This window comes from Deltaproteobacteria bacterium RIFCSPHIGHO2_02_FULL_44_16 (assembly GCA_001798185.1).
Taxonomy (GTDB): domain Bacteria; phylum UBA10199; class UBA10199; order 2-02-FULL-44-16; family 2-02-FULL-44-16; genus 2-02-FULL-44-16.
The window spans coordinates 35,391-53,010 of the sequence record MGRM01000007.1 but is presented as its reverse complement, the minus strand read 5'-3'; the positions used below and the strand labels follow the sequence as shown (position 1 = coordinate 53,010).

Annotated in this window: 15 protein-coding genes; 1 reads left to right on the top strand and 14 read right to left on the bottom strand. The window is 44.2% G+C overall.

The genetic code is table 11. The annotated features are described in order from the left end of the window. Positions 1 to 117: 117 nt before the first annotated feature. A complete protein-coding gene (locus tag A3C46_06635) occupies positions 118 to 507 on the bottom strand; it encodes a hypothetical protein (GenBank protein OGQ23111.1) in 390 nt (129 codons plus the stop codon). 219 nt (positions 508 to 726) lie between these two features. Here A3C46_06635 and A3C46_06630 point away from each other — a divergent pair, with 219 nt between their 5' ends. Next, positions 727 to 1,014 (top strand): hypothetical protein, encoded by a 288-nt coding sequence (locus A3C46_06630; GenBank protein ID OGQ23110.1) that lies wholly within the window; start codon positions 727 to 729, stop codon positions 1,012 to 1,014. A 155-nt stretch (positions 1,015 to 1,169) separates the two neighbouring features. Here A3C46_06630 and A3C46_06625 read toward each other — a convergent pair whose 3' ends face one another. From A3C46_06625 to A3C46_06565, 13 genes are all read right to left on the bottom strand, one after another. Next, entirely contained in the window at positions 1,170 to 1,454 is a 285-nt protein-coding gene (locus tag A3C46_06625; protein OGQ23109.1) for an addiction module antitoxin RelB, read from the bottom strand. Next, positions 1,435 to 1,656, bottom strand: a complete 222-nt coding sequence (locus A3C46_06620) for a hypothetical protein (GenBank protein OGQ23108.1) — start codon at positions 1,654 to 1,656, stop codon at positions 1,435 to 1,437. The genes A3C46_06625 and A3C46_06620 overlap by 20 nt, the downstream gene beginning before the upstream one ends. A gap of 104 nt (positions 1,657 to 1,760) precedes the next feature. Beyond that, the gene (locus A3C46_06615; protein ID OGQ23113.1) at positions 1,761 to 4,418 is read right to left on the bottom strand and encodes a DNA polymerase I; all 2,658 of its coding nucleotides are present in this window, start codon (positions 4,416 to 4,418) and stop codon (positions 1,761 to 1,763) included. 147 nt (positions 4,419 to 4,565) lie between these two features. Further along, a complete protein-coding gene (locus A3C46_06610; GenBank protein ID OGQ23107.1) occupies positions 4,566 to 5,531 on the bottom strand; it encodes a delta-aminolevulinic acid dehydratase in 966 nt (321 codons plus the stop codon). Then, entirely contained in the window at positions 5,464 to 6,717 is a 1,254-nt protein-coding gene (locus A3C46_06605; protein OGQ23106.1) for a hypothetical protein, read from the bottom strand. The genes A3C46_06610 and A3C46_06605 overlap by 68 nt, the downstream gene beginning before the upstream one ends. Before the next feature lies 1 nt (position 6,718). Beyond that, positions 6,719 to 7,981 carry a hypothetical protein gene (locus tag A3C46_06600; protein OGQ23105.1) on the bottom strand — a complete coding sequence of 421 codons (1,263 nt, stop codon included), beginning with the start codon at positions 7,979 to 7,981 and terminating at the stop codon, positions 6,719 to 6,721. After that, positions 7,974 to 8,405: a hypothetical protein gene (locus A3C46_06595; GenBank protein OGQ23104.1), complete on the bottom strand. Its 432-nt coding sequence runs from the start codon at positions 8,403 to 8,405 to the stop codon at positions 7,974 to 7,976. Before A3C46_06595 ends, A3C46_06600 begins: the two co-directional genes overlap by 8 nt. A 5-nt stretch (positions 8,406 to 8,410) precedes the next feature. After that, positions 8,411 to 8,749 (bottom strand): hypothetical protein, encoded by a 339-nt coding sequence (locus A3C46_06590; protein ID OGQ23103.1) that lies wholly within the window; start codon positions 8,747 to 8,749, stop codon positions 8,411 to 8,413. Between the two features lie 112 nt (positions 8,750 to 8,861). Further along, positions 8,862 to 10,244, bottom strand: coding sequence for a hypothetical protein (locus A3C46_06585; GenBank protein OGQ23102.1), 1,383 nt, complete (start codon positions 10,242 to 10,244; stop codon positions 8,862 to 8,864). Positions 10,245 to 10,255: 11 nt separating this feature from the next. Beyond that, positions 10,256 to 11,677, bottom strand: a complete 1,422-nt coding sequence (locus tag A3C46_06580; protein OGQ23112.1) for a hypothetical protein — start codon at positions 11,675 to 11,677, stop codon at positions 10,256 to 10,258. 2 nt (positions 11,678 to 11,679) lie between these two features. Continuing rightward, entirely contained in the window at positions 11,680 to 13,086 is a 1,407-nt protein-coding gene (locus A3C46_06575) for a Fis family transcriptional regulator (protein OGQ23101.1), read from the bottom strand. A gap of 9 nt (positions 13,087 to 13,095) precedes the next feature. Next, positions 13,096 to 14,283 carry a hypothetical protein gene (locus A3C46_06570; protein OGQ23100.1) on the bottom strand — a complete coding sequence of 396 codons (1,188 nt, stop codon included), beginning with the start codon at positions 14,281 to 14,283 and terminating at the stop codon, positions 13,096 to 13,098. A 124-nt stretch (positions 14,284 to 14,407) separates the two neighbouring features. Then, complete coding sequence (locus A3C46_06565; protein OGQ23099.1) at positions 14,408 to 17,575, bottom strand: hypothetical protein; 3,168 nt, start codon at positions 17,573 to 17,575, stop codon at positions 14,408 to 14,410. Positions 17,576 to 17,620 lie beyond the last annotated feature (45 nt).

The window sequence follows — 17,620 nt, the reverse complement described above, 5'->3', positions numbered from 1 at the left end:
CTCTTTCCAGGGCATAAAAACCTCCTTTATGCCCCCGTATCATGTGTTACCGATGTGCCTTGTATTGTTTGTTACCTATGTACCTTGATTGGACCAACGATAGAGTGTTGACTCATGTCAAGACTTGACCCCATCACCTGGCTGAGGCTTCTGCTGTTTTCGCTCTTCCCAAAATCGTCGATCATCCAACTGAGTTACTTCCGTTTTTTCGATACAAAAAGCAGGTTCATCCGGATGAATCTCTCCACCTTTATCAATAAGCACCGTCCCTTCTGGACAATTCTGAGAGTTTTCCGGAGATGGTATGAAATGATCTTCTTTGCGGAAAAGAAAAGATATTTCTTGCACCTCAAGCAAACGACAAGAACTTTTTACTTGAATGGAAGTTGCGCGCACTCGCAACTCTTCGTGCGTTTCGCCTTCATTCACAGCAATCACCACGTTGCGCCCATGATCACAATCGGTCAGAATGGCTCTTAAAAAAGGTCTGGTCAAATGAATGTTCAAGCAACCTCCATCATTGATGCTCCTATTATCGACTCCATTTTAAAAAAGTTTCGGGTTCCTATAGTAAATTAACTTTTCATGAGTACGATGTCATTCCTGCGAAAGCAGGAATCCAGATGTTTATCAGCCTTTCTGGATCCCCGCCTACGCGAGGATGACAATATCCTAGTTGAAAGTTAAACGACTATAGCTTCAACTTTGCAAACAGGCCTAGAGCCTTTGACATTTCATGCACTTCTTCCTGATAAACCATTTGTGTATGGCACGTACTATTATCGTATTGGAAATCATTATGGCTTTTGGAATAATGCATCCAATAGTATCAACAACAAAAAGTGTACTTCAGATGGGTCAGGATTGTATGTGAAAGAGATTCCGCAAGTAGACTCTACACCTGACGACCCGGACAAGATTCAGTTTCGTATGGATGAAGTGTATGGAAGTTTTTTATTCGATGTGTTTTTCAGAAAACATTATCCAAACTCAATGAACATTATGCGTCGATAGTTCAATGCGTATTATCCCGGTTGAGGTCAATTTCCACATCAACAAGAGCCGCGTTTTGAATAGCACCGCTTGTGCGTTTCATCAAAGATAACAATTCTGTAGCAATGTAGGACAAAAAAATCCTCATCGATCACGCTCATCACACCGATGACAGTCTATTCATCGTACACATCTTTTCGGTGTTTGATCACAACAATGGTTACGATATGTTTTGTGTGATCGATACGATAAACAATACGATAATCACCTACACGCAACCGTCGATGACCTTTCAAGCTGTAACGAAGCGGCTTTCCAAGTCCGATAGGATCTATCGATAACCTTTCTTCAATAGCTCTTTTAATAATGACGCGGATACTCTTCGGGAGTCTCGGAATATCTTCTTCAACCACGGAATCCAAATATTCTATAGTGTACGGGCTATTTCCATGCTTTGTCATGAGAAACGGTCCTTTTCGCTTTGCTTTCCCGCTTCATGGCAAGACCGGAAAGAAGTCTGTCTTCATGACGATCAAGAGCATCAGCAATAAGCTCCTGGGCAACAACGGATAAAGACTTATCTTCATTCCGAGCAATTTCAGAGAGCATCTGAAGTAGGTTTTTTGGAAGAAGAACATGTAATCGAGGATGTTTTGTCGGCATAAGCACTCCTTTTATGAAAGAGACAAACAGAGTGTGCCACTAGTGGATCACCTATGTCAAGTGCTTTTATTGAAGAAATGTTTCACTAAAACAATCTGCTCAGTTCAATGCGCGTCGTCCCAGTTGGGACCAATCCCGGCTTCAACGAGAAGTGGCACATCTAATTGCGCGGCGTTCTGCATCTCACTCACGACAAAGGTTTTTACCTTTTCGATCTCATCTTGGGGAACTTCAAAGATCAGCTCATCGTGAACTTGAAGCAACATTTTTGATCGAGGAGAAATATTTGGCAATTTTTCATGAATCGTAATCATCGCGCGCTTAATGATATCCGCTGCAGTCCCCTGAAAAACCGTATTAAACGCAGCGCGCTCCGCAGCCTGGCGCACCATATGATTTGGATGGACAATGTCGGGCACCAACCGTCGTCTCCCAAAAAGGGTGCTGACGCACTTTTCCTTTTTTGCTTTCGCAAGAATTTCATCTCGATAAAGAGAAACCTTTGGATACGTCGCAAAATAGCGATCAATATACGCATTGGCCTCTTCAGGATGAATGTCCAATTGCTTCGAAAGCCCAAAGGCCGATTGTCCGTAGATCGTCGAGAAATTAACAGTCTTACCCACGTTGCGTTGCTCTTTCGTCAATTTTTCAGCGGCGATACCATAAATCCCTGACGCCGTAATCGCATGCACATCGAGATTCTTCGTGAATGCATCGATGAGAGCTTCATCACGACTCATATGAGCAAGGACCCGAAGTTCAATCTGACTATAATCACAATCGAGTAAAAGAAATCCCTTCGGAGCCACAAAAGCTTTTCGTATTCTTCTCCCCTCTTCACTGCGAATCGGAATATTTTGAAGATTCGGATCTGAGGATGAAAGTCGACCGGTTGCCGCAATCGCTTGATTGAGAGAAGTATGCAATCGTCCGGTTTGCTCATTCATCAATTTTGGAAGTGCGTCGACATACGTCGATTTCAGCTTTGAAATCGATCGATACTCCAGAATGAGTCGCGGCAACTCATGGTGAAGCGCCAGCTCATCGAGAACCTCTTGACTCGTCGAATATCCTGTTTTCGTACGTTTCCCGCCAGGAAGCTGAAGTTTCCCAAAAAGAATTTCACCCAGTTGTTTCGGACTCTTGATATTAAACTCTCTACCACACGCTTCATAAATTTTTTGTTCAAAGCTGCGAAGTTTCAGATCAAATTCTTGAGAAAGCGCTGCGAGGAGTTGAACATCTAAAGCAACTCCGTGCATTTCCATGGCCATTAAAACACGAAGCAAACGCATCTCCATCTCATCAAAGAGCGAAAGAAGATTCAGTTCTTTAAGTTTATTTCGAAAAATTTCTGAAAGTCGAAATGTGACATCAGCATCTTCAGCCGCATATTCGCACGCTTGCAAAAGAGGAACTTCGTCAAAGCAAATTTGTTTTTTTCCTTTTCCTGTTACATCTTCATAACTGATATTTGTGTGATGTAAGTGAACCTGCGCAAGCGTATCGAGATTATGCGGTCCCGAAGAAACGAGATAAGATGCCACCATCGTATCAAAAATTTTTCCTTTCACTTCAACATCGTGTCGTTTCAAAATTGTCAGATCATATTTGAGATTTTGCCCAACCACTTCGATATTCGGATCTAAAAAAAGCGCGCGCAACGCTTCGAGCACAAAGTTGAGTTCAAGTTGTTGTTCGCCGAGCTGTAATCGATGCCCCACCGGAATATAAAAAGCATCGTGATTCGCAAAAGCAACAGAGACACCAACGATTTTCGCTTGCATCTGATCCAAGGAAGTTGTTTCCAAATCAAGCGCACAGCTGCGCTGTTTTTTTATAGTCTCAAGTAATTGTATGAAATCCACTTTTTGTTGAATCAAGCGATAGCCACTTCGATCGATCTCCTTAGTCGGAGCAAGTTGTTGCAACAGTTTTGTAAACCCAAGTTCCGAAAAAAGGGATTGCATCCTTTCGGGGTGAGGAGGAGTAAGCTTGAGTGATTCGAGAATATAAGGAAACGAAACATCGATATCAATTTTCGTTAACTGCTTATAGAGTTTGAGTTCTTCTTTTTTCTCTTCAATTCGTCCTCGCACCGATGTTTTTATTTTTTCAAGATTTGCCAAAATATTTTCAACGGAATGATACTCCTGAATGAGCTGCACTGCTGTCTTCGGCCCAATCCCAGAGATTCCGGGAATATTATCAGAGGCATCTCCCGCAAGCGTTAAAACCTCTACGACTTCAGCTGGAGGAACACCCATTTTTGTTTCTACTTCTTTCGCACCGTAACGAATCGCTTTCATCGTGTCGTAAACAGAAACATGATCGTTGACGAGTTGGAGTAAATCTTTATCTCCAGAAACAATTACGACCTGCAACTCAGATGAAGCTTCTTTCTGCGCAACCGTTCCCATCAGATCATCGGCTTCAAATCCTGCTTTCTCCATGATCTGAATATTCAAGGCTTCGAGCAGAGGACGAACATACGGAAACTGCGGAATCAGATCTGACGGTGGTTCGCGGCGATTGGCTTTATATGCTGAGAAAAGCTGATGGCGAAACGTCGGTTCAGGTCGATCGAGCGCAACCGCAATATAATCTGGCTTTTCCTCGCGAATAAGCGAGAGCACCATTTGCGCAAAACCATAGAGAGCGTTCGTCGGGAGCCCTTTTGAATTACTCAGTGATGGAATCGCATAAAAAGCTCGAAACAGATAATTGGCACCGTCGATTAAATATAATTTTTTAGTCATAACTTTATGATGAAAACTCAATTTCAAAACATTTACTGTTACGGGTCCTGTCACCTCCGTCGTTCCACCTCCCCGCTGACGCGGGGCGCCCCTGGGATCCGAACGTCGGTGCCACCCGAATCATTTGTCAGTTTTGCAATTGAGTTTTCACTCCACGAAGCCTTTTGCAAAATACGTAATAATCATATCAGCACCAGCGCGCTTAATCGCCATGAGTGATTCTATCATCGCCGCTCTCTCATTGATCCAGCCTTCTTTTGCGGCTGCTTTGATCATGGCATACTCACCACTCACTTGATACGCAGCAATCGGAGCATCGAAGCGCTCACGTGCTTTACTGATGACGTCGAGATAGGGCATCGCCGGTTTCACCATCACGATATCTGCCCCTTCTTGAAGATCAAGCTCCATCTCACGCAACGCCTCGCGTCCATTGCGCATATCCATCTGATATGTTTTGCGATCACCGAATTGTGGGGTCGAATGAGCAACATCACGAAAGGGACCGTAAAAAGCAGAAGCAAATTTTGCAGCATAACTCATAATCAATGTCTGTTGATATCCATTGTGATCAAGCGCTTTGCGAAGAGCGGCAACGCGACCATCCATCATGTCTGACGGAGCAATGACATCGACACCAGCACGAGCATGTGCAAGCGCCATAGATGAAAGAATCTCCAGCGTTGGATCATTCAGAATATTTCCCTTTTCATCCACCACGCCGCAATGTCCATGCGTGGTATACGCACAAAGGCAAACATCAGTAATGACACACGCCTGCGGCACTTCATCTTTTACGGCGCGAAGAGCTTGAGGAATAAGAGCATCATCGCGACAAGCGCTTTCTCCTCTTTCATCTTTTGTATCAGGAACTCCAAAAAGCAAAAAGGCATGAATGCCTTTCATAAATGTTTCTCTCACCTCTTTGACAAGTTCATCAACCGAAAGATGAAACTGTCCAGGAAGTGAGGGAAGCGGACGACGCACTCCTTTCCCCGGAACAACGAACAGAGGAAACACCAAATTGGAAGCCACGACAGTGGTCTCAGCGACGAGATGACGCAACGGTTCGCTCACGCGAAGTCGTCGCAGTCGTGTTGTGGGAAATGCCATAATGTTCTCCGACATGTTTTCGAACGGCTCCAACCACACTCAACGAGCCAGCAATGACAAGCGTTTCATCAGGAGCAAGCGAATAAAAACAGTCATCGAAAGTTTCTTCAATCGATTCTTTGCACGAGACTTTTGCCCCCTCTCGCACCGCAATGGCCGCAATCTCATCGGGCTCAGCCGCTCTATGTGATGGAGCTCGTACAATGACGATCTTGGCAACGCAAGGCTGAAGAAACCGTAGCATCGCTTCGTAATTTTTATCGCGAAAAACACCAAAAACAAGAATCGTTTTGAAAGGATCGCAGTGTGCGCGGAGATATGCTGCTAGTTTTCGACAACCATCTTCATTGTGCGCACCGTCCAGAAGAACATTGGGTAAAAGATATTCCAAACGCCCAGGCCACGTTGTTTTCAATAAAGCTTTTTCAATGTTGGAAAGAGAAAAACCTTTTGTTTTTAAAATAGACGTAGCGACTGCCGCACATGCAGCATTTTGTTTCTGATGTTCTCCCGCAAGCCCAAGTGGCGATGAAATCATTCGAGGATCTGCAACAAAAAGTTCGCATCCCCTTTCACGCGAGATCTGTTCGATCACTTGCATCACTTCATCCGGTTGCTGCGCCGTGACGACTGGCATTCCTTCTTTGAGAATACCGCATTTTTCTGTGGTAATCGCTGTAAGCGTATTTCCTAAGTGACGCATATGATCAAACGAAATAGAAGTGATCACCGCAACATGAGGCTTCACCACGTTCGTCGCATCCCATCTTCCGCCCAGGCCCGTTTCAATCACCGCGATGTCGATCTGTTGACGCTGAAAAAAAAGAAAACCCATAAGCGTTAAAAATTCAAAATAGCTTAAGTCATTTGTCTTTTCTCGAATCTCATCCGTTAAAAGAACAACACTCTCTTCATCAATTTCTTGAGCATTGATGTGAATGCGTTCCGTCAGCCGAATGAGATGAGGAGAAATCATACGTCCAGTTTTGAAGCCATTGAAGGCACAGATATTCTGAAGAAAAGCGCAAGTTGAACCTTTGCCGTTTGTTCCGCAGACATGAACTGTCGGATAAGAAAGCTGAGGATTCCCAAAATGATCACAAACTTCTGCCATCGGTTTCAGATCAGCGCGAAAATCTTTGGGGATCAGCGTTTCAAGATAAGTCTGACTTTCAAAAAAATTCATCCTAACAGACCTTTATGACAAGCGCTGTAATATCGTCGCGAGGATGTTGAGGTTTCATAAAATCAGTGACGGACGAAATAAGATGATCGAGCAAGCGCAAAGCGCTCTCGTGCGCCCTTTCTCGAAGCAACTGTTCCAGACGCTCAAGACCAAAACGTTCCCCTTCATTATTCGCCGCTTCTGTAATGCCGTCAGTATAAAGAAGAAGAACATCTCCCGGACTCACCACCATTTTTTTCTCATGAAAGGTCGTATGTTCATCAATCCCAAGGAGAGGGTCTTCCGTGATCAGATGTTCAACGCGCTTTTCAGTTGCTCTCCACAGAAGTGGCGCAGGATGACCGGCATTCGTAAACTGAATCATTTGTCGCGCGCGAAGATACTGCACATACGCCATGGAAATAAATTGTTCTGCTTGATAAAGATCCGCGTAGAGAATGTGATTCACACGTTGAGCAAGAGTCGCTGGCGAAAAATCTGCATCTTGCTGTGACTTCACTGCAGCTCGAAACGCAGCCATAATCATAGCAGCGCCTACTGAATGTCCTGAAACATCCGCAATGATAAACCCCGGACGACTTTCACGAAGCATATAGTAATCGTAATAATCTCCTCCAACACGATCTGCGGTCACAAGCTGTCCGGCAATATCAAGACCATCGATGGCAGGAGGATCACCCGGCAAAAGTCGATATTGAATATGTCGCGCAATCTCCACTTGTTGTCGTAAACGTTCGCCCGATTGAATTTTTTCAAGAAGTTGACAGACATGTAAATAAGAAGCTGCTTGATTTGAAATAGTCATGAGCAATTGCAAATCTTCTTGCGTAAAATCTTTTCCATTCGAACGATCTGTCACATTAATAACGCCTAACGTTTCTTTTCCCATTTTCATCGGGAAACAAGTCACTGGCGCTGACATCAGCGAATGCGTGCGATAGCGATCACGTTTCGGCCCCAAGGTTTCACCTCGGATATCATCGACGAGAAGCGGTTCGTGACGCGCAAAGACTTTTCCACTGATTCCTTCACCCACTCGCACAATCGCTTTCTCCATCACTTCACGCGACATGCCACGAGCAGCAACGACACGAAGAGCGTCAAGCGAAGGATCATAGATCATGACCGACGCTTTTTCGACGTGAAGAAGTTCAATGACTTGATCCAGAATCAAGTCATAAACTTGTGTCAGCTCCGTCGCTTCCGCAATCGCTGTGCTTAAACGATGGATGACTTCGAGCGCTTTTGTTTGATTTTCAGACATGAGTTTTCTTCCAACACATCATTTTTAAGACATGACGATTCTCTCGTCGGCGTGATTGAACCGAATCTACTAATTGCCGAATGAGAAAGAGGCCACGTCCATGCGTTTCCAGCTCGTGGGGCGCGCGCCCCTTTAATTTCTTGCGAGAGAGTCCTCGTCCAGAATCTTCGACTTCTACTGCAACCCACTTGGGTCGTATCTTCATCATCACCTGAATCGGTTCACTCCGTCGCCCGTGATGGGCATGAAAGATGGCATTATTGACTGCCTCGATCAAGGCTAAACTGAGCGGTCGTTCGAGTGCGCGAGGGAATGCTTTTCTTCCGACAAGCCGCGCAGAGGACTTCACCAAATCACGAAGAAATGAGAGGTAGCGCGTGTCGCTCCCGATCGTAACGGAGACGGTGAAATGACGATAGACCATAGGGTCTATCCTTTAAATGATTTGCATGCGGCTTTTGCATCAGTGCAAACTTCAAAGAGCCGATGCAAACGGGTAATCTCAAAAATCGCTTTCACATCTGCATTCAAAGCAGAAACTTTAACATCGCCATCGCGACTCCGAACACGACGCAGCAATGAAATCATAGCGCCGAGCCCCATACTGTCGATAAACTTGAGCAATGAACAGTCCACGACCAATCGCACAGATCCTTGATTGACGAGCTCTGAAGTTATCTTTTTAAAAACGGCCACAGAGTCAGCATCGAGATTGCCACCGCATTTCACGACCGAAACATCTCCTAACGATTCAACTTTGATATTCATATCCTCTCCTCTTCTTTAGCGCCGGAATAATCTGTTGTCATTCCCGCGAAAGCGGGAATCTCATGAGATCCCCGCCTGCGCGGGGATGACATAAGTTCATTTCAACTAGCTTCTAAACTCGTAAGCCATACTGTTTAATCTTCCTATATAATGTTGCCTGACCAATTTTGAGTTTTCCAGCGGCTTCGCCTACATTTCCCAAGCAACGTTGGAGCGCCGCTTCAATAGCATATTTCTCCACAAGCTCCAAGGGGAGGATCTTTTCCATATCAATTGGCATCACATCTGTAAATGAGGACTGCATGGTTGCTTTTTTGCGTGTGGTTTGAATTTGCGCTGGAAAATGCGCAAGCTTTACACGACTATCGTTATTCAGAACAACAACGCGCTCAATCACATTCTCAAGTTCTCTCACATTTCCCGGCCAGTCATACGCAAGCAACGCTTCCATGGCCTGGGGAGCAAAATCGAGAAAGATTTTTTCATTTTTCATAGAATATTTTTCGAGAAAAGATTTGGCAAGCACTGGAATATCTTCACGTCGATCTCGAAGTGGAGGAAGATTAATCGGAACCACATTTAATCGATAAAAGAGATCTTCACGAAAACGTCCCTCTTCCACTTCTTTCACCAAATTGCGATTCGTCGCCGTCACAATGCGCACATCGACTGAAATTTGTTCATTGCCCCCGATGCGATTTAAGGTCCGTTCTTGTAAAAATCGCAAGAGCTTCACCTGTAGCGACATATCCATCTCGCTAATTTCGTCGAGGAAAAGAGTTCCTCCATGCGCTCGTTCAATACTTCCAATATAACGCCGATCCGCTCCGGTATAAGAACCTCGTTCATGTCCAAACATTTCATTTTCAAGAAGCTCGCGCGGGATCGCGCCACAATTAATGTCGAGAAATATTTTCTTCTCGCGATCGCTATGCCGATGAATAGCTTTGGCAATAAGCTCTTTCCCCGTTCCACTTTCACCCTGAATTAAAACCGTGGCATTACTTTTTGACACCATTTGCACCATTCCAAAGATCTCTTGCATCTTTGAACTTTGGCCAATGATATCATCAAAACGACCACGCCATCCCATCTGACTTTCCAGAAGAAAAACTCGCTTGGTCAGTTTATACAGTCTCACGGCATTCGAAACCGAATGGCGCAACTTTTCATGATCAATGGGGATCGAAAAATAATCGTAAGCGCCCGCTTTCATCACATTCACGGCATCTTCCAGCGATTGAGATTCGGACACCGCAAGCAGAGGAAGATTATCATCATAAAATTTCATCGTTTCGAGCACACGAAGAATAAGATCGCGATCGTTTTCCTCGAGCATCACAATCACGCAATCCGGAGAAGAAGAGGTCAGCGTCGGTTCAAGATTCTTGATCGAAATCTTCACGGTCTTCCAGCCTACTTTTTCAAGCGCTTTGAAAATAGTAATGGGAGGATTTTTCCCCGCAGAAGCAATGACAATCGTAGCATCCTTCATAGAGCCCCTTCCTATTTTCGTGATGAATGACGATATTCATCAATATTAATGTTGTATCGCTTAATCAGTTTTTTAAAATTACTTCGATCCATTCCTGCTTTTTCAGAAGCGGTAGAAACATTGCCATGCGTAAGTCGCAATAAGTTCCCAATATAGGCTCGATTAAACGATCCAAGCGCTCTCCCTTTGGCCTTTTGATATTCAAGATCCGAGAGATCAGCATCCATGACTTCTCCATCGACATAAAAAGATTCTCCTAAAATTTTTGCGGGAAGATCTTGAGCTTGGAGAATATCTTCTTTGGCCATCACCACTCCCCGCTCGATGACGTTTTCAAGCTCTCGAACATTGCCACTCCACGAATAATTTTGAAGCGCTTGAAGCGTATCAACTGATATTTTTTCGATCTTTTTCTTTGAGCGCTTCGAACATTTTTCCAAAAAATGATAGGCAAGCAGAGGAATATCCTCGGCACGCTCACGTAAAGGAGGAATAAAAAGATTAATCACATTGAGCCGATAATAAAGATCTTCGCGAAACTCTCCTTTTTTTACGAGCATCGGCAAATCACGATTTGTCGCGGCTATGACACGTACTTCTACTTTACGAACATCAGTCTCTCCAATGGGTCGCAACTCACCTTCTTGAAGAACACGAAGAATTTTGACTTGAAGGGGAAGAGGAAGTTCTCCAATTTCATCAAGAAAAACAGTCCCCTTATCTGCTTCTTCAAAAAGTCCCTTTCGGTCAGCAATAGCTCCCGTAAAAGAGCCTTTTCGATGTCCAAAAAATTCAGACTCTAATAAATTTGCGGGGATGGCCGCACAGTTAATAATGACAAAGGGATTTTCCGTTCGTTTCGATCGCCGCTGAATCGCATGAGCAATGAGTTCTTTTCCGGTCCCACTTTCCCCATAGATCAGAACTGTAGAATCTGTACTGGCTATAGCATCGATCGTCGAAAAAATTTCCTGCATTTTTTTACTTTTCCCAATGATATCTTCATAGGAAGTCGAACCGGAATGTTGTCGCTCGAGCTGCGTTAATTTTTGCGTCATCTCATAACGTTCGTGTGCTTTCTGGATCACAAGTGCGATTCGCTCAATATTATCGAAAGGTTTGGTCAGAAAATCATAAGCTCCTTGCTTCATCGCAGAAACAGCCGCTTCAACGGAGCCACCACCTGTAATCATCAGAACTTCAGTAGGGATTTTATTTTTTTTGATATATTCCAGCACCTGAAGACCAGAATACCCGGGAAGTTTCATGTCAAGAAGCGCGACGGCAAAAACATTCTTTCCTAATTTTTGAACTGCTTCATCTCCGCCACGAGCAATCTGATAGCTCCATCCCCGCTCGCGCGCCAGACGTTCAAAAACACGGACAAGCGTTTCGTCATCATCCACAATAAGTAAATCGGTTATCTTCGTCATCATTATCCCGTCGTTCGTTTTTCAAGTTGTTGCTTTTTAATTTTTTCGACAAGTGTCGTTCGATTTAATTTTAAAAGTGATGCTGCTTGATTTTTATTCCCACCTGTTTTTTCCAAGGCTTGTAGAATCAATTGGGCTTCAAAATCCGCAACTGCGTGTTTAAATGAAATGCCTTCATCGGGAATACGAATCCCCACATGCGCTGCCGTGGTTGCATCTTTTCGTTCTCCCAAAACTTTTGGTTGCCGCAATTTCTCCTCAAGGGTTTTTGCTTGAATTTCTCCATCGTGTTGTAACACCACTGCGCGTTCAATCACATTCTCTAACTCACGTACATTTCCGGGCCATGCATAATTCATCATGGCATCAAGAGCATCAGAGGAAAGACCTCTGACATGATGATTATTTGCCTTATTAAATTTTTTCATAAAATGTTCCGCAAGAAGTGGAACATCAGCGAGCCGTTCCCGCAAGGGTGGGACACGAATGGGAATGACATGTAAGCGATAATAAAGATCTTCGCGAAAACGTCCCTCATTGACCGCTTTTTCTAAATCTTGATTGGTGGCAGCAATAATTCGAACATCAACTTGGTGCGTTTTATTCGAACCAACAGGTTCAAATCGGTGCTCTTGAAGAACACGAAGGAGTTTCACCTGAAGCTTTAAACTCATATCTCCAATTTCATCGAGAAAAATACTCCCGTGATGAGCTGCATCAAATCTTCCGGGTCGAGTTTGCACCGCACCCGTAAAAGCGCCTCGCACATGTCCAAAAAGTTCCGACTCTAAAAGATCTTCAGGAATCGCAGCGCAGTTTACGGTCACCAAAGATTTATCTCGACGCGGACTATTATAATGAATGGCTCGAGCAATCAGTTCTTTTCCGGTTCCACTTTCACCTAAAATCAACACGGTGCTATCAGTTTCTGAAACCCGTTCGATCATATCAAAAACAGGACCTAAGCCTTCGTTGGTCCCAATGATATTTTCAAATCGATATCGACCATGAAGTTGGCTTTTGAGGCGACGATTTTCTTGTTTGAGTTCACGATGATCAAGTGCCAATGAAATGAGCGAAGCAATATCATCAAGCTCAAACGGCTTCGTCAGATAATGATACGCGCCAGCACGCATGGCTTCGACCGCAGAGGTGATCGTTCCAAAACCGGTCAGGACGATCGCCACAATATTTGGATCGTGCTGCTTCAAACGTCGAATGAGTTCGATGCCATCGATCTTCGGCATCACCAGATCAACGAGCGCCAAATCGAGCGTTTCGGTTTGAAGAATATGAAGCGCCTCCTCGCCATCAGCCGCCACAAAAACTTCATGCCCCAACTCTCGCAAAAAACGCTCAAGCGCTTTTCGGATCGAAGCTTCATCATCAACTACCAAAATGCGCGACATACAACCTCCTTAGACAGAGACCGCTTTGGGAAGCGTCATCCGGAACGTTGTCCCCTTGCCAAGCTCACTCTCGACATCAATGGATCCGCCATGCTCACGAATAATGCGATAGCAAATAGAAAGTCCTAACCCAGTCCCCTTCCCGGGATCTTTGGTTGTAAAAAACGGATCAAATATTTTGGAAAGATGTTCTGCTGCAATTCCTTCACCGGTATCAATCACACTGACCACGACATCATTTTTGGAAGAGGACGTTCGCATATCGACCGTTAGACTTCCACCTTTGGGCATCGCATGACAGGCATTGGTCAGAAGATTTAAAAAAACTTGTTGAAGCCGATCCGATTCTGCAGCAATGGCAGGAAGATTTTCTTCAGCATGGAGTTCAAAATGAATGTTTAAATTTTTCATCTCAGCATGCACAAACGGAATCACTTTTTCAAAAACATCTTTTAAATGGCACATCAGTTTTTTTCGTTCTTTTGAAACTCTCGAAAATTCGAGAAGATCAGCCACAATGCGTTTGCAACGCATGGCCGCTCCTTCAATCTCTTTCAAATCGCTTTTTAATTGATCGTCTTCTTTTTTTACATTGCGAAGGATAAGTTGCGTGAAGGCAACAATGCCACCGAGTGGATTGTTGATTTCATGCGCCACACCACCGGCGAGCATTCCGATTGCTGCCATCTTTTCTTGCTGCACGATCTCCTGCTGAAGACGCTGTTCTTCGGTCACATCACGATAGGAGAGAATGACCGATCGTTTGCCGGTCGTCGCATCATGCACATAGGGATAAGCAGAAACTTGAAAATGGCGTCCGTGGATTTCATCCGAAAGAATGGAATTCACCGTGGTATTTTTTCGAAGCGATTCTTGCAAAGGGCAGCCACCGCAGGGGGTTTTGCGACCTGCGAAAACTTCATAGCAGTGATGACCTGTAAAGTTCACGATATCGCCCCCACCCACTTCTGCACAGCTCACATTGGCACGTTGAATTTCGTATTCTTCGGTCACGATTTGAACCGGTAACGTAATCGCATCGAAAGTTGATTCCCACATATACTTGCCACGCGAGATGACCTGCACCAGCCGCTCGAGTCGCTCGACGCGTTCAGCCAAAGAAGAGGCCACTTGCTTGAGTTCGTCACTATTTAAGGTTCCAAGTGACGAAGGATTGACGCTCCACGTGGTTTCCATAGCTTTTTTATGAAAAAGACTCCTCGATATTTCTAGAGGTTACGCGAATTTTTCTCAAAATGAAAGGTTGTTTTTCGGGAGACTGCTAAGGAATTGAAATACTGTCATTTTTTTGACGATTCGTTTATGGTTGCTCCGCTTCTGTTTCGTTGAAGTCAACTACACCTTTTGTTGAAGATTTCTTTCGTACTTTATTTCTCTTCTTCCCACCTTCTGCGACAGAGAGTTCAACCTCAATTGCAAAACTCCGTTTTTCATCACTCAATCCCTCTTCTGGACGAAACCATTGCGCTATCTCACCTGCTGTTACCGGAAGTGTATATTCTCCGTTTTCAATCGCACTGAAAAGTCTTTTTGCCCTCGTTCGATCCATCCCTTCAAAATAGGTACCATGCGTTTGAGGTTGTGTACCATTTTTTGCACGTGTTGTATCAGCTTTGATGGTGGCATGCACATTCTGATTGTTCCCCTGGATGCGTGAAAGCGTTACAATCACACGCAGTTTTGCGTTTCGTTCTATCCTTAATTTTTTTACCAATGCTGCAAGCTTTGATCGATTTGGCTCAAGAAGACGCTTGAGAATATCTTTTTTTACCTCATCACCAGCCCAATGATAAAGATCACTTGGCACAGCAGGCTTTTTTTCTTCAGCTCCTTCGCCCTCTAAAACCCCGCGATCTTCAATCGCAATGCTTTTTCCTGGCTCTATTGGTAGGGCATCAGTTTCATCATCTTTTTCTTCCGCAGGAGGTGGAGGTGCTTTAGGAGTTTTTTTTGGTGCTGCTTGTGGTGGAGGAGCAGATGGAGCAGCAGGCGCTGAGTCATCAGGAGACGTCATCACTCTTCGTGAAGAACTCGAATGAACTGACCTGTCAACGACATAAGACGTTGTTTGAATTTTATCTTTTGCGGGGATGAGCGGCGTTTGATCTCCCAACTCTGCTTCTGTAACGAGTGCTTTATTGGGATCGAGAAGCACAAGGGCGCGTTGTTCTCCAGGAGAACTATCTACATTAAAAACAAGAGGAAAACCTTTTTGCGTAACTGTTGCGATATCAATAGCAGCAATTCTTGCTGCTTCGGTTCCAGATTCTCGATCCCTCATAAACACAAAAGGACCTTCCTTTTTAAGAAGAGAGAGAGAGAGAAAGTAAACTTCTTGAACAGGCTCAGCATCAACACCAGCAGCTGGTTGTACACGGAGGTCGCTCTTCGTATAAGCTCTCAAAGTATACCCGAGCAATCGGCGTGTTTCTGGATCAGTAGGGTTTCCAGCAATAATAAGCTGATTTTTTTCTGATTTTATAATTCGTTCTTCTACATATTTCTTGGAAAGGATCGATCGAAGAAGAGGACCACTGCCGCGATCTTCCCAATTTCCATCATTCTTCTTATCTTTTTTATAAAGAGTAAAGGTTGGCGTATCTTTTTCAGCCTGAATAAAAACAATAGGATACGTTCCCTCAACAACATCTCTCGCAAGAAGAGCGCTCGAGAGAACTGCTAATGTACTTTTCGTACGCTCGGGGTTTTGATCCGCAAACTCACCTGCAATCACCAAAGCCTGCTGAGCATTATTGCGTTTCGTGATTCTGGTTAGATAATTATTCCGCGTTTGACGTGGCCCAAAAGTGCTATTTTCAGCGATCTCAAAAGGCAACATTCCTTGCATCCCTTCATACGATTTGAAATCATCGAATGAAAAAAGTTCTCCCGCATGTTCAACAAGTTGATAATTTTCAAGCAGTAAATTTTCTCCTTCAAGCTTTCCTTTGATATCGATGACAACTGATTTTCGATGCCACATATCCCATGGGTCAAGGCGAAGCTGTTCAAGCAATTTTGCACGCTTCTCGAAAGGGACCTTGCTCCAGTCGATCCAAAAGGCTTTCTTTTTCCTGACATCGTCGTTTTCTACATAGTTCGGCAATACACCACGAGCCTTTTCATCATGTCGATCGTGAACCACGAGGATGCGAGCTGTATTTCCTCCTTCAGTCAGTGTTTTTTCAGCAAGACCTTTCCCAACACGTTCTAAGAAGTTATCGGCACTCAGCTCCTGATAATATGCACCTACCGTCTGTAGAGAACGCGGTGCAAGCTCACCAACATTTTGTCGAGGTTTTACAAGTTTTATTCCTTCGTCAGGATAGTTGCTCCATTTTTTCCTCATTGCAGAAGCAAGTGGATGAGCATGCTTATGAGTTTTTTTATCTTTTGAACCTACCGGACCCATACCGAAGGATTGATGCTCATGTGGCTGTGCTCCAGGAACGCTTCGTTTTCCTCGAAATACTTTTTTATGGGTGTGTGGTGAAATGGCAATCTCGAGCTTTACCAAAAGTGGTTTCGACAAACGAGCACGAGTCGGAACTACAGGTGTCAAAAGATCATCCAAATCTTGCAGTGCTTCATAAACAGATGATGCTTCATCTGAAGATGAGTTATACACATAAAGAATAGTTTCTTTTGAACCTGCAAGCAGTCTCGCTGCGTCCTGCTCTTTACTTGCCCTTAATGGAGACAAAAGAACATAGACATCTTTTCCACTTTGAACTGCAGCAAAGGCATCATCTAATTGATCGGTGGTAGTGAGTTCAATGTCCGTTACATTTTTGGGAGCTCGTGTTTCAGGCACTTCTGGAACTTGCGCAACTGGCGCTGATACTGGAGGTGCTGAGGGGGATTTCATTTCTACTGTGCCACTTTCAACAGAAAATTGAGGAGATGAAGAGCCCGGAATATTTTGAACCATTCTCCAATTCTCTCCCTCCTTCACGTATGCTGTAGCTTTATCCGAGTTTTCATATCGAATATAAATGACAGCAAGACCCTTTTTTTTCAAACCGAGGAGTGTCTTCAACATATCTGCACGCTTCAGTGAAGCGTCAGAGGTATCAAACTCGTAAAAAAGAGCGTTGTTTTGCATAGCCGGCGACCACGATTTCATAAAATCCGCTATACGCTCTTTCCCCTCTCTCATCTCCTCTACATTCTCTGCTGCGATGGCCACCATCACCTGATTCTGAGGATTGGGTTCTGTCAAACGTAATGCAGTTCCGGTTAAGAGTTCTTTATATACTGGTTCTTTCGGCTGTGCGGCAAATAAAGAAAGAGCTGCTCCACCTACATTCCATGTAGGCAATGCTGAAAAAACATGCCGTGAAAAAGAATCTTGCCCGGTTGCATCGAGGCCCTTTTTTACTGATGAAGATGATCCATCATCAAAAATATCCCCTTGAAGGAAAGAACCTTTAAAATGTCCGATTTTTACTTCCCCAGATGACTTCATAGGTATCTCTCATCTCGGCTTTCTGACACCAAAAGTTGCTCAATT

Excerpts from the sequence above, each read along its gene's own strand:
- A3C46_06625 (OGQ23109.1), bottom strand. The coding sequence starts at position 1,454 with ATGACAAAGCATGGAAATAGCCCGTACACTATAGAATATTTGGATTCC.
- A3C46_06620 (OGQ23108.1), bottom strand. The coding sequence starts at position 1,656 with ATGCCGACAAAACATCCTCGATTACATGTTCTTCTTCCAAAAAACCTA.
- A3C46_06615 (OGQ23113.1), bottom strand. The coding sequence starts at position 4,418 with ATGACTAAAAAATTATATTTAATCGACGGTGCCAATTATCTGTTTCGA.
- A3C46_06610 (OGQ23107.1), bottom strand. The coding sequence starts at position 5,531 with ATGGCATTTCCCACAACACGACTGCGACGACTTCGCGTGAGCGAACCG.
- A3C46_06605 (OGQ23106.1), bottom strand. The coding sequence starts at position 6,717 with ATGAATTTTTTTGAAAGTCAGACTTATCTTGAAACGCTGATCCCCAAA.
- A3C46_06600 (OGQ23105.1), bottom strand. The coding sequence starts at position 7,981 with ATGTCTGAAAATCAAACAAAAGCGCTCGAAGTCATCCATCGTTTAAGC.
- A3C46_06595 (OGQ23104.1), bottom strand. The coding sequence starts at position 8,405 with ATGGTCTATCGTCATTTCACCGTCTCCGTTACGATCGGGAGCGACACG.
- A3C46_06590 (OGQ23103.1), bottom strand. The coding sequence starts at position 8,749 with ATGAATATCAAAGTTGAATCGTTAGGAGATGTTTCGGTCGTGAAATGC.
- A3C46_06585 (OGQ23102.1), bottom strand. The coding sequence starts at position 10,244 with ATGAAGGATGCTACGATTGTCATTGCTTCTGCGGGGAAAAATCCTCCC.
- A3C46_06580 (OGQ23112.1), bottom strand. The coding sequence starts at position 11,677 with ATGACGAAGATAACCGATTTACTTATTGTGGATGATGACGAAACGCTT.
- A3C46_06575 (OGQ23101.1), bottom strand. The coding sequence starts at position 13,086 with ATGTCGCGCATTTTGGTAGTTGATGATGAAGCTTCGATCCGAAAAGCG.
- A3C46_06570 (OGQ23100.1), bottom strand. The coding sequence starts at position 14,283 with ATGGAAACCACGTGGAGCGTCAATCCTTCGTCACTTGGAACCTTAAAT.
- A3C46_06565 (OGQ23099.1), bottom strand. The coding sequence starts at position 17,575 with ATGAAGTCATCTGGGGAAGTAAAAATCGGACATTTTAAAGGTTCTTTC.